Origin of the sequence: Alteromonas sp. 009811495 (genome assembly GCF_028865455.1) — a bacterium.
Lineage (GTDB): Bacteria > Pseudomonadota > Gammaproteobacteria > Enterobacterales > Alteromonadaceae > Alteromonas.
Window position 1 is genome coordinate 1721057 of sequence record NZ_CP113972.1, and the last position, 11465, is coordinate 1732521.

Consider the following 11465-nt stretch of genomic DNA (forward strand, 5'->3'; position numbering starts at 1 on the left):
TTACTCTCCTGACTGCGTGCACAAATCGGCTAGGTTTTCGATGTTCATTGCTTTTTCCATATTCAGTTCGCCTTTGACGAGTTTATTGAGCAGTGTCGTCCATTTTCGACGGTGATCGCTAATACGATGTTCTTCCTGTGCGGTGCGAGAACCAAATAATGCAAAAGGCGCAAGGTAGGTCATATGGGTAATACTTGCCATTTGTTCAAGTGGTTGGAGAAGTTGACGGATAGTGAAGTGATTAAAACCGTCAGTTTGGTACGCTTCTTCTTTGCCGCCAGCGCTTATTGCACATAAAAACTGTTTACCTTTAAGTGCCGTACCTTCGTGTCCATAGGCAAAGCCATATTCAAGCACGAGATCTTGCCATTCTTTTAAAATTGACGGCGTTGAGTACCAATATAGTGGATACAGAAAAATAATGATGTCGTGATCGACAAGCCGCTGTTGTTCGCGTTCTATATCAATATTGAAATCGGGATATTCGGCATACAAGTCTACCGCGGTGACATGCTTGTTAGCTTGTGCATCTGAAAAAAGTGGTACGTTAACTTCAGAGCGTGTCTGCGCAGGGTGAGCAAAAAGCACTAAAACCTTTTTACTGTTCTTATTTTCATCAATGTCGCTATTTTTATCGCTATTCATACACGTTTTCCAAGCGAGCTTAGTGCTGCTTTTGTTTTTATTTCAGAAGTTTAGTTGATGTTAAATCAATTTCGAATTTCTATTTCTTCAAAGTTATAAAGTTACCAAAGTTTATTAGGTTGAAAAAAGTTACTTGATTACCATTATTCACCCACGGACGAAAATAATGGATTTGACGGAACGTTACTTCAACACTTTGCTAAGAACAGTATAACCATGAAAACACACCTTAAAACACTTGCAGTTGCACTATCAGCAGTTTCTTCTTTAATGACATTCTCCGCGTCTGCACTTCCACAAGGCAGCGAACTTAAAGTTGGCGGTGCAGTATGGAACGTATTTGACGAAGCAGATCGTTACGCCGTGCATACTGCTTATATCCATAAACCATTACAAAATTACTACGGTTTGCGTCCTACCGTCTTACTTGTTACCGCAGACGAAGGTCAGCACTACTTCGCTGCTGGTGTTGCTAAAGATGTTTACCAGCAGGGCGACTTCACAGTGCGTGTTGCATTTCACGCCGGCATAGTAGATGAATCAGAAGACTTAGGTGACACTATTGAATTTTACTCTTCACTGTCTGGCCTCTATCGATTGAACGAACGCATTTCACTTGAAGCTGAAATTGGCCATATTTCAAACGGTGGCCTTGGCGACATTAATCCGGGTTCTGAATCATTTGTCTTAAGTGCACACTATCATTTTTAATCATCATTACGCTTCGGCATTGTTTAAAAAACCGCGCGAATGCGCGGTTTTTTATTGGTCCATAGTTTAATTACGATTGACTGGGGCAGGGGGCTCCTGCGTCAATCCAAACTGTCATAGCATTGCCAAAGTCTTCGTGGGTGCCCGGTGCTGGCGTGCGCCCTGGACCTGGCGCCCAAGCCCATCTAACGAGAGGGTCGTCTTTAACGTGATGTTCAAACTCTTTTTTGAAGGTTTTCATATCATTACGTCCACCCCGCTGTGCCAAAAATGAATTAAGCTGCGGATTTAACCAGTTATTACAAAGCTGCACAGGCGTTACGTCTCGCGCAATAATCATGGTGGGTGGCGGCATATGCCACACGAAACCAGGCATCAGGTCGTTTGCCGCGCCGGGTGGACGACCTGGTTCATCCGCATTCTCATCTTGGTGACAACCACGACAATTAACAGGGTTAGTTTCACCTACCTGAACAAATTTTCCATCTTGGACAGCCATCTTAAGGTTATTAATGGAAGTGATGTTCATTGGGTGATGCGTACGGTTGTCACCAACCGTTGGGCGATGTGCGCCGTTTTCAACCACACCATGACAGTTTACACACCGTGGGCTGGTGGCCACATCAAACAGGTATGCAAATGCTGTCTCGGCATTCGGTTGTGATTTGTAAGCCGTATAGGCCGTGGTTACTGTTGCTACATCCTTTGGCAGCGGTTCGCTACTAGCGTTTGTCACGCTAGTGTTATTTGTGCATCCTGTTACTGACAGTGCTAATAGTGCCACAACGCTCGTTAGGTTTATCATTAGCCCAGACTTAAATGCTATTTTCATAGTGAACACTCCTTATGCTTTTAGCGCATCGGTAACATGCGAGGCCAGCATTGGCAGGTGACGAAGTCGTACGCCAACGGCATCAAATACAGCGTTGCCTACAGCGGGCGCAACACCAATAACGCCAGGTTCACCAAGCCCAACCGGAAACTCGTCACTCTCAACAAACTCAATATCCATTTCTGGAACGTCGTTCATACGAAGTGGTAAGTAGGTATGCAGGTTTTTCTTGGCAACATAGCCGTCCTTTATTTCGTTGTGCTCAAACAGTGCAAGGCTGGTGCCCCAAAGCAGCGAACCTTCCATTTGTGCCATTGCACCATCGGGGTGAACGACAATACCTGCATCGGCCACTACCCACAGTTTTTTCAATGTAATTTTGCCAGAGCGTTTATCAACGTGAACGTGAGCTGCTGTCGCTAGCCATGCCGGCATGGTTCGTTCCTGTCCTGCCGTCACGCTGTAGCCAATACCTTCATTGTCGCCAAGCGTCACACCCGCGGTTTTTTTCTTGAGTATTTCAAGAGTATTGGCAAGTCGCGTAGCGCCGCCCACACTTTCTGGTGCTTTACCTGCTTGTTTACCCTTGCCGTCCAACATGGCAAGACGGAAGTCCACAGGGTTCTGTTTTGCTTTATGAGCAATTTCGTCGATAAAGCTCTCTAAGCCCCAAACTATCCAACCTTGACCGACAGAGCGCAACCAGCCAGGAGTGAAGGTGTCTTGCGCGACTTTGTTGTTGATAACGCGAGCTCGGTGATGCTCCATGGTGTACCAGTGATCGGCACCGGATGCTGAAAACGGGTCAACCTTGCCTTTGCCATCAACACCGTCAGGCATAAAGCCTGGCGCCATTGCCAAGGTCGGCCAACCAGCCGCTAGCGCATGTTCCATACCAGTAAATTTGCCCGACTCATCAAATGAGGCATTAAATAGTGATGTAGATGCTGAGCGAGGCTGATCAAACATGGTATCGTCAGGACGCATAAACAACATTTTCACCGGCTGGCCCGCAGCCTTAGCGGTCAATAGTGCCGGAATTATCCAGTCACCAAATAAACGACGTCCAAAACCACCACCCAAGTAGTACTGATGGATCACTACATCGGCATCTTGCACTTCAGCGGCTTTTGCTACAGTTGGAAGGGTAAGACCTTGCCACTGATTGCCCGTATGAATGTGCCACTTGCCTTCTTTAAATTCAGCAATGGCATTTAGTGGTTCTAATTGAAAGTGGCTCGCTGTAGCCGTGGTATACATAGCTTCAATACTGCTAGCAGCATTTTTCTGTGCTTGTGTAATATTGCCTTCATCAACAAAAAGCGTCCCTTCACTACGGTCGCGACAAATGCGCTCGCCTTCTTTTTGAATATCGGCTTCGCTAATATTAACTGTCTTACCTGCGTTGTAACTTACTTTAACTTTATCAACCGCTTTTATGGCAGTTGGATAGTCGTTGGCAAGAACGGCAACCCATCCTTCGACAGTACCTGAAGGGTCGGTCAATATTTTAAAACCTTTATAACCAGGAAGTGATTTGGCTTGGCTGTCGTCAACATTAGTGACTGTGCTTCCATAACGTGTTGGGGGCAAGATAGGGCGTGCGTACAGCATGTTTTCTACTTCAACATCAATGCCGTATACGGCGCTACCGTTAGTTTTAGGCGGTATGTCTAACGCTTTATAATCGTTGCCTATACCGATGAGGTGACGTTTGTTCCCAGGTTTAATAGCGAGTGCACCTAATTCATCGGCGGAATAGGTTTTATCCACATTTCCTTTTGCAACAATATCTCCGTAACTAATTTTCTGGTTACCAGAAACAATGAAGCCTTGTTGTGCTTTACAGCTTGATGGGTCGACGCCAAGCAGTGTTGCGCCAGCGTTAATAAGCACTTGTCGACCAGCGGCGCCTGCCTGAGACATGGGCTTATAGGTTTGGAAAATGGACCATGATCCCCCTGTTACCATGTAGCCCCATTTGGGGTCGGTATCTACATGCACTATAGACACTTTGTCCCAGTCACATTCCAGTTCGTCTGCCAGAATACGAGCAATAGCCGTACCCACATGTTGCCCCATTTCGGCTTTGGCAATGTTCACCACTACATTTCCTGCAGTGTCCATTTCAAACCACACATTGGGCGAGAACGTCTTGCTTGATAACGCCTCTTTGGCTGACAAAACTGAAGGAATAGCTGACGCGCCAAAAGCCATCAGCAGTGTTGTGTTTACCGTACCCACCATAAACGAACGACGAGAAAGGTTTATATTGTCTTTTTTCGCTTGGCTTAAAGATTTTATGCTCATACGTTTTCTCCCTCAGACGTAGTGCGTGGGTCAAAGATTTCTACCGTATTGGTAGAAGCGCGCTTTATCGCCTTTTTAATGCGTACATATGCCATGCAGCGACAGTAGTTAGTGCTCATGTGATTCACGATATCTTGGTCACTTGGACTAGGGTTTCTATCAAGAAGCGTCGCTGCCTGCATGATTTGCCCTGACTGACAGTAGCCACATTGCGGCACTTGTTCTTCTACCCATGCTTTTTGAAGAGGGTGCTCATTGTTAAAGCTTTCAATGGTATTTACGACTTTTCCTTTAACCAAAGAAACAGGATAGGAGCATGAGCGCACGGCATTGCCTTCAACATGAACCGTACAGGCACCACACATAGCAACACCACAGCCAAATTTCGTACCTTTTAAACCAAATTCGTCTCTTATCACCCATACGAGAGGGGTATCTTGTGCGGCATCGGTGCGCACTGTTTTTCCGTTTAACGTAAATTCAATCATGGTTTTATTCACCGTGTGATTAAGTGGTTAGTGATGCTCTCGCCAAGGAAATACTTGGAGTGAACGGTCTGTTTTGCCTGCGTGAATATTGTTATTATTAAGGTCAAAAATAGTCTTGATACTGCTGTTTTCATTGTGTAGATCGAAAGTGATGAACACCAAGATGTGGGTTTCGCCAATTGCGTAGTGTAAGGAAACCCTAGACAGGCCATAAGGCAGTGTTTAAGAAACAGAAAATCACCATTGTTGTGATTTCTTTGAAGTGTCTTTCTGGTGCGCGGTATTGGTCCAAAACTGATCAAGTAATGTGTGTTGTTGAACGCTAATTTACACATTGATTGACTCCGAGGTGTTCGGTGGAACCTTGACCACTAAGTGTAGACTAATTAGTAAGTGCTCAAAGTTACAGCTCGAGAAAGACTTGTGGTATAGTTTAGTTACCTTGTTCAGCAAAGCAATTAGTATACTTTTAGTTACTACCGCTTTTTCTAGAGGAAAATAATGAAAAGTGAAATAAAAACAGACGCTAAGGGTAGAAAAACAGTTTTAAATACTTGTGATGAACCATGCGCCATTGAGCGTGGAATGCGTTTAATTGGTGGGAAATGGACAGGGTCCATTATTTATCATTTGAAAGATGAGCCGGTACGCTTTAACGACCTTTGTCGGATGTTAGGTGGTGCCAGTAGAAAGATGGTCGATCAGCGGCTTAAAGAGCTAGAAAACAATGGTATGGTTTTGCGTAATGTCATTGAAACGCGGCCAATTGCGGTGGCCTATAGCCTCACTGATTTTGGGCGTTCGGCCCTTGATATCCTTGAACAGTTACGCATATGGTCAGAAAGCCACAGCGAGGATAATGCAGCATAGCGCTTACAAGAAAAGGCACAGTAGGGGCTCTAAATAAAAGAAGCATAAAAATGCCCCTTTTATCTTAAATGACGAAGTCGTTATGCAGTTTTTGGTAGTCGTACGACGCTGTCAATTAAGCCTTCTGAGGCACGTTGAAAAGAAGTAAAATGTGGCGTTGCTTCATGAGCATCAAGCACTTCTTGGTTTTGCCACTTTTCTGTGATCACAAAAAGTCCTGCCCCAGAGGCATGTAAGTCATACATTACCGCCCCTTCTTCTCGCTGGCTAGCTTCGACCAGTGGTTGCAAAATATTTGCAAGTGCCTCTGTTTGACCTTCTTTTGCCGACAATAGCACTGAAAATTCGACCATATAACTCGTTTCCAATTGTAAGGTTTAATATGTTTCGTTAGAAAGCAATGCTAGGTTATTCGCGAAGACTGCGTAACCAAAAACCGCTGGCTACGCAAATCTTTGCGTTAAAAGGCATGCGCTAGAAGGTGTTTTTGATATGTGCTTCAAAGCGTTTAAAGTCGTTTTCCACGTCAGCATTTTTCATTACGTCAAAAGCGGCGAATGTAGGAAGGGCCTCCATGCCGAAGAACCTAAAGTTCGCATGCATGGGGAACAAGAGGTCGTCTACGCTCTTACCTTGAAACAAATATTCACTGTCATCATTAAATGATTCTTCAGGTGCGTTAAAGGTGACTGACATCATGTACTTTTTACCTTTTAGCGTGCCACCTGTGCCATAGCCTTTTTTAGGCTCATCAGCAGAGCGACCGTCACCGTTACAGAGTGCTCCTCCCATTCCCGCTGTGTAGACTTCATCCATATATTTCTTAAAAGACCAAGGTACTCCCATCCAATTTATGGGTGATTGCAAAAGAATGATGTCTGCCCATTGGTGCAGTTCTAGCTGCTGCTGAACATCTACCTCATCAAGCATATTCACATGGCGAGTATCGTAGCCCTTTTGAGTCAAAAGTGAGGTTGCTTGATCAACTAAGCTACTGTTAAGACGACCTTCAGAAAAAGGGTAATATTGATGCGCATTAATAATTAAAACGTTTTTCATAAAAACTCCACATTGGTATTTATTGTGGTTTATTTTAGTGACTTAGTTAATATAATCAATTAGTGTATTTTTAGTAACTACTGTGTTTTTATTTAAACGCGCATTAAAAGGTAAATGATCGACGCTCTAATCCTTTTTCCTATTTTTACGCCTTATTGCAGGTTTATGCTTACGCTGTACTAATATATAGACTAGAGTGTAAATGCTACCTCTGCGGGATTCTTATCTTTCCCTAATTCGCACGCTGAGCGTGTGATTCAATAAACAACATATGAGGCGACGGAATGCAGTTGTTACGCTGGGCGGTGTCCCATGTTTGAAAAGACTTTTCATTATTGTGCTGTCGGCTTAGCGCATGTCGGCTTAGATGGCGCGTTTATTCGTGTAAACAAAAAGCTATGCGAGTTTCTTGGGTATCCAAAAGAAAAGCTTACTCAATTAACGTTTCAAGAGTTAACCGCTCCCCAATACTTGCAGGAAGATTTGGTTTATCTTGAACGCTTGCTAAAGGGAGAAATTGAAAACTACGCCATAGAGAAACAATATGTCCGCAGTGACGGTCAACTGGTGTGGGGTAAACTTACTGTCTCACTTGTACGCGATTTACAAGACAACCCAGAATATTTTATTTCTGTAGTGGAAGATATTGATGATAAAAAGCGAATTGAAACTGAATTATTCAAGGTAGATGCGCTTTTCAGCAAAATTGTCAGTGCGTTTTCTGAGCGTACTTTTATTTGGGTTGCTACGCCTGATTTAGATAAATTGCACTACGTCAACGATGGCTATAACAATATTTATGGAAGAAATGAGTACGAATTGTACTGCAGCCCAGTTTCATTTATTGATCACATTCACGAGGATGATCGAGCACGCGTAGCGAAGGTATTTAGTAAACGACCATTGCAAAACTGGGATCTTCAATATCGCATTATCGATGCTTCTGGAAATGTTAAGCATTTGCACGATAGAGGCAGTCTCATCTATGACGCCAGCGAACAGCAAACTTTGATTTTAGGCACGGCTGACGATATAACCAAAGAAAAAGCACAGCAGCATGCACTGATGAGTGCAGTGGCGAAGCTTGAAATGCTGTCTAAAACAGACTCTTTGACAGGGTTGGCAAATCGCCGTGAAATTTTCAGCCAGTTATCGAAAGAGATAAGCCGCATGGAGCGCGGGCAAAAGATTTCAACATTGGTCTTTGTTGACCTCAATAACTTTAAAACCATCAACGACGACTATGGTCACAAAGTGGGTGACATGGCATTGTCGCACTTTTCAAAAACGATGGAGTCACTGTTACGTGATAGTGATAGGTTTGGGCGAATTGGTGGAGATGAGTTTGTCATTTTACTCTACGGTACCGATGAAGCTGAAACGCAAGCATTCTTTGAAAGACTGGAGCACAGCGAGTTCACACTCAGCCTAGGCGATGGAATATCTTTACCTATTGCTTTTAGTTTGGGCTGGGTTGAATGGAACTCTTCAATATCCTCCGTGCAGGAATGGCTGGACCTTGCTGACGAGGCAATGTATCAACAAAAAAGGGAGCACGGCTGCTCAGGAGAAATGGAGAGTGCTGGATAAATATTAAAGATTAGTATCGCGTCGCACGCACATGTGAACGCGACGCGATACTTTTGCACTAATTTTGTCTTGCCGCAAACCAATCTGCTAGCAACTGTCTTTCATCCTCTGTCATGCCTGTCTTATTTAAAAAAGGCATGTCTTTTGTCACTGAGGCCCGACGCACTATCTGTGGCGCAAAACGCTCAATATCTTCCCAAGAATCTAGCACTACCCCTACAGGAGCAACGCTAAAAATATCGTCAGTTGGGGTGCGTGAGTGGCAGCTTACACAATGGGTTTCAATTACGTTTGCTACTTGAGCATCAGTGATGGGCATCGATTCTTTACTACCAACGGAGTGTGAATCTTTAACGCTCACGCCTGCCGTTTCTTCGTTTGGTTGTATATCATTCACTGTGTTTTGTGGCATCGAAACCCAAAAGGTAATCGCTAGCATAGCAATAGCCCCAGTGACTAAAATGCTCGGCTTTGTTTTACCAACATGCTTTAAATTAAAGAAATGTCGTATCCACGCAGCAGCTGCCATAATGGCAATTAACACTAGCCAGCTATGAGGATGCTGATAAGTCATAGGGTAGTGGTTTGAAATCATGATAAACAATAACGGCAGCGTAAAGTAGTTATTGTGCACAGAGCGCAACTTAGCACTCGCCCCCCATTTAGGGTCGATATCTTGCTTATTGGCGACAGCGGCTACCATTTTGCGTTGATTGGGCATGATATTGAAAAATACGTTACCTGCCATGATGGTCCCGATAAGAGCACCCACGTGAATGTATGCGCCTCTTCCACTAAACCATTGCGTCGAAAGGTAGCTCGCTATGCAAACTAGTGCTATCAGGCACACCCCAAACGCAATAGGGTAGTTCGCCAATTTACTACGACAAGCAATCTCGTACAGCGTAAGGCCGCCAAAAATTACGCCTAGTCCCAGTGAAATAGCCATTGATGGTGATATTGGGTTTACTGAAGGGTCAATGAGGTATGCCGAGGCACCGAAGTAGTAAACTATGATTAACAGAGCGAAACCTGACAGCCATGTTGTATACGCTTCCCACTTGAACCAATGCAGCGTTTGAGGCATCTGTTCAGGGCCGTATGCATATTTAGCTACTTCGTAAAAACCGCCACCATGTATGGCCCACAGGTCACCCTTGATGCCTTTGTCCTGCTTCCATTTGGGCGGTGTGCGCAGGTTGTTATCCAGCCAGATAAAATAGAAAGAAGCGCCAATCCATGCAACGCCTGCAACCACATGAAACCAACGAACAAAAAGACTTAACCAATCGAGCCACGGCATTATTATTCTCCTTTTTTACTGCAGCATTTTGTTGTCATAGCAACAGCGACCACTTACCCATGTTTGGGCAATTGCGCGGTCGTCGCCTAGAATACTTAAGGCAAAAAATACATCGTCGAACTCAGCATTATCTTGAATTCGAAGCATTGTTAATTCGTCAAACCTCGGCTCGACAATAATGAAATCAGCCGCTGAACCCGCATTAAGGTTTCCAATCTCATGATCAAGGTTGTGAGCGATTGCTGCCCCTTGAGTCATTAAATAAAACCCTTCTAGTGGACTGATTGGCGCGTTCCGTAATTGGCTTACTTTATAGGCGTCACCATAGGTCTTAAACATATTAAACGTGGTGCCCGCGCCTACGTCTGTGGCTAGAGCAACATGCACATTATTAGCTCGCGCTGCACTCATATCAAAAAGCCCGCTACCTAAAAACAAATTGGAAGTAGGACAAAACGCGATACTTGCATTGGCTTCACCTAAACGCGCCCATTCATTAGGCGTCAGGTGTATACCATGACCAAAAACAGCTCTTTCGCGTACAAGATTAAACTTATCATATACGTCAAGATAACCTTCGGCCTTAGGAAACAAACTTTTAACCCACGCAATTTCATCAAGGTTCTCAGACAAGTGCGTTTGAATAAAAACATCGTCAAACTGTTGAGCTAGCTCACCTAATGCTGCAAGTTGTGCTTCAGTGCTCGTGGGCGCAAATCGCGGTGTGAGTGCATATCGATTACGGCCGTTGTTGTGCCATTTTTCAATCAGCGCGGCACATTCTTTTTGCGCTAAAACGGCCGTATCCTGTAGTGGAGCAGGACAGTTTCTGTCCATACACACTTTACCTGCGATCATTGCCATGTCGATACGACTGGCCTCATTGAATAAGGCATCACAGCTATCCTTGTGTACAGTGCTAAATACAAGGCCTGTCGTGGTACCATTTTTAAGCAGCTGGTTAATAAATACTTTTGCAATAGCGCTAGAATGAGCATTATCAGCAAACTGCATTTCTGTTGGAAAAGTATAGTTTTCTAGCCAACTCAATAGCTGTTCACCGTAATGGGCAATGCTTTGGGTTTGTGGATAGTGTAAATGGCTGTCGATAAGCCCTGGTAATATCCACTTTCCAGAGCAATCAACAACACTTGCGCCGGGGTAACGCTTATTGATGGCATCAAAATAGCCCACGTCAACAATGTGTTTTCCGTCTATCAATAAGCCACCGTCGTGATAAACAGCGATGTCATTTGTAAATTCTGAAGTGTGCTTAGGAAAGTGCGCAATGCTTGCACGAAATAGCTGCATGTGTGTTAGCTGCCTCTGTAGCTGCTGTAACCAAAGGGAGAAATCAACAAGGGTACATGGTAGTGCCCACCGTTATTCTCAAGTTCAAATGTAATATCAATATACGGATAAAAACTCTTACCGTGATGTGTTTCCAAATAGTCCTTACAATGAAAACGTAACGTGTAAATACCTGCTACAAAACCTTCTTTACTGTTCATGGCCCATTGATTAAATCGACCATCGCTGTCGGTTATGCCCTCAAATGATTTGCCGTTTGGTGTGGTTAACGTAAGCACAATTCCCTGTGCAGGTTTGCCTAAGGTTGTATCTAATACATGGCTAGAGAGTGTGTTCATCATCTCGT

General features: G+C 44.2%; 12 protein-coding genes. 3 read left to right on the forward strand and 9 right to left on the reverse strand.

Annotated features, from left to right (window positions below):
* Positions 1-645, reverse strand: coding sequence for an NAD(P)H-dependent oxidoreductase (locus OZ660_RS07855; RefSeq protein ID WP_274743107.1), 645 nt, complete (start codon positions 643-645; stop codon positions 1-3).
* 216 nt (positions 646-861) lie between these two features.
* Here OZ660_RS07855 and OZ660_RS07860 point away from each other — a divergent pair, with 216 nt between their 5' ends.
* Positions 862-1356, forward strand: a complete 495-nt coding sequence (locus tag OZ660_RS07860) for an acyloxyacyl hydrolase (RefSeq protein WP_274743108.1) — start codon at positions 862-864, stop codon at positions 1354-1356.
* Between the two features lie 70 nt (positions 1357-1426).
* Here OZ660_RS07860 and OZ660_RS07865 read toward each other — a convergent pair whose 3' ends face one another.
* The 3 genes from OZ660_RS07865 to OZ660_RS07875 are packed head-to-tail and all read right to left on the reverse strand — an operon-like array spanning position 1427 to position 4986.
* Positions 1427-2188, reverse strand: a complete 762-nt coding sequence (locus OZ660_RS07865) for a hypothetical protein (protein ID WP_274743109.1) — start codon at positions 2186-2188, stop codon at positions 1427-1429.
* Between the two features lie 12 nt (positions 2189-2200).
* Positions 2201-4498 (reverse strand): xanthine dehydrogenase family protein molybdopterin-binding subunit, encoded by a 2298-nt coding sequence (locus OZ660_RS07870; protein ID WP_274743110.1) that lies wholly within the window; start codon positions 4496-4498, stop codon positions 2201-2203.
* Positions 4495-4986 carry a (2Fe-2S)-binding protein gene (locus OZ660_RS07875; RefSeq protein WP_274743111.1) on the reverse strand — a complete coding sequence of 164 codons (492 nt, stop codon included), beginning with the start codon at positions 4984-4986 and terminating at the stop codon, positions 4495-4497. The genes OZ660_RS07870 and OZ660_RS07875 overlap by 4 nt, the downstream gene beginning before the upstream one ends.
* Positions 4987-5487: 501 nt before the next feature.
* Between OZ660_RS07875 and OZ660_RS07880 the strand changes: the two genes are divergently transcribed.
* Positions 5488-5856 (forward strand): winged helix-turn-helix transcriptional regulator, encoded by a 369-nt coding sequence (locus OZ660_RS07880; protein WP_274743112.1) that lies wholly within the window; start codon positions 5488-5490, stop codon positions 5854-5856.
* An 80-nt stretch (positions 5857-5936) separates the two neighbouring features.
* Here the strand turns inward: OZ660_RS07880 and OZ660_RS07885 are convergent, their stop codons facing one another.
* Together OZ660_RS07885 and OZ660_RS07890 are read right to left on the reverse strand one after the other, a co-directional pair.
* Entirely contained in the window at positions 5937-6209 is a 273-nt protein-coding gene (locus tag OZ660_RS07885; RefSeq protein ID WP_202265034.1) for a putative quinol monooxygenase, read from the reverse strand.
* Between the two features lie 121 nt (positions 6210-6330).
* A complete protein-coding gene (locus OZ660_RS07890) occupies positions 6331-6915 on the reverse strand; it encodes an NAD(P)H-dependent oxidoreductase (RefSeq protein ID WP_202265035.1) in 585 nt (194 codons plus the stop codon).
* A gap of 312 nt (positions 6916-7227) precedes the next feature.
* On the opposite strand from OZ660_RS07890, the gene OZ660_RS07895 reads away from it, so the two are divergent.
* Positions 7228-8505: a diguanylate cyclase gene (locus OZ660_RS07895; RefSeq protein ID WP_274743113.1), complete on the forward strand. Its 1278-nt coding sequence runs from the start codon at positions 7228-7230 to the stop codon at positions 8503-8505.
* A gap of 58 nt (positions 8506-8563) precedes the next feature.
* Here the strand turns inward: OZ660_RS07895 and OZ660_RS07900 are convergent, their stop codons facing one another.
* The 3 genes from OZ660_RS07900 to uraH are packed head-to-tail and all read right to left on the reverse strand — an operon-like array spanning position 8564 to position 11457.
* On the reverse strand, positions 8564-9808 hold the full coding sequence (locus OZ660_RS07900; RefSeq protein WP_274743114.1) for a urate hydroxylase PuuD: 1245 nt from the start codon (positions 9806-9808) through the stop codon (positions 8564-8566).
* A gap of 15 nt (positions 9809-9823) precedes the next feature.
* Positions 9824-11119, reverse strand: a complete 1296-nt coding sequence (guaD, locus tag OZ660_RS07905) for a guanine deaminase (protein ID WP_274743115.1) — start codon at positions 11117-11119, stop codon at positions 9824-9826.
* 5 nt (positions 11120-11124) lie between these two features.
* Positions 11125-11457 carry a hydroxyisourate hydrolase gene (gene uraH, locus OZ660_RS07910; RefSeq protein WP_274743443.1) on the reverse strand — a complete coding sequence of 111 codons (333 nt, stop codon included), beginning with the start codon at positions 11455-11457 and terminating at the stop codon, positions 11125-11127.
* Positions 11458-11465 lie beyond the last annotated feature (8 nt).

What these genes read in the sequence shown, in the direction of transcription:
- OZ660_RS07880 (WP_274743112.1), top strand. Translation starts at nt 5,488, where the DNA reads ATGAAAAGTGAAATAAAAACAGACGCTAAGGGTAGAAAAACAGTTTTA.
- OZ660_RS07860 (WP_274743108.1), top strand. Translation starts at nt 862, where the DNA reads ATGAAAACACACCTTAAAACACTTGCAGTTGCACTATCAGCAGTTTCT.
- OZ660_RS07885 (WP_202265034.1), bottom strand. Translation starts at nt 6,209, where the DNA reads ATGGTCGAATTTTCAGTGCTATTGTCGGCAAAAGAAGGTCAAACAGAG.
- OZ660_RS07875 (WP_274743111.1), bottom strand. Translation starts at nt 4,986, where the DNA reads ATGATTGAATTTACGTTAAACGGAAAAACAGTGCGCACCGATGCCGCA.
- OZ660_RS07895 (WP_274743113.1), top strand. Translation starts at nt 7,228, where the DNA reads ATGTTTGAAAAGACTTTTCATTATTGTGCTGTCGGCTTAGCGCATGTC.
- OZ660_RS07900 (WP_274743114.1), bottom strand. Translation starts at nt 9,808, where the DNA reads ATGCCGTGGCTCGATTGGTTAAGTCTTTTTGTTCGTTGGTTTCATGTG.
- OZ660_RS07870 (WP_274743110.1), bottom strand. Translation starts at nt 4,498, where the DNA reads ATGAGCATAAAATCTTTAAGCCAAGCGAAAAAAGACAATATAAACCTT.
- uraH (WP_274743443.1), bottom strand. Translation starts at nt 11,457, where the DNA reads ATGAACACACTCTCTAGCCATGTATTAGATACAACCTTAGGCAAACCT.
- OZ660_RS07855 (WP_274743107.1), bottom strand. Translation starts at nt 645, where the DNA reads ATGAATAGCGATAAAAATAGCGACATTGATGAAAATAAGAACAGTAAA.
- OZ660_RS07865 (WP_274743109.1), bottom strand. Translation starts at nt 2,188, where the DNA reads ATGAAAATAGCATTTAAGTCTGGGCTAATGATAAACCTAACGAGCGTT.
- guaD (WP_274743115.1), bottom strand. Translation starts at nt 11,119, where the DNA reads ATGCAGCTATTTCGTGCAAGCATTGCGCACTTTCCTAAGCACACTTCA.
- OZ660_RS07890 (WP_202265035.1), bottom strand. Translation starts at nt 6,915, where the DNA reads ATGAAAAACGTTTTAATTATTAATGCGCATCAATATTACCCTTTTTCT.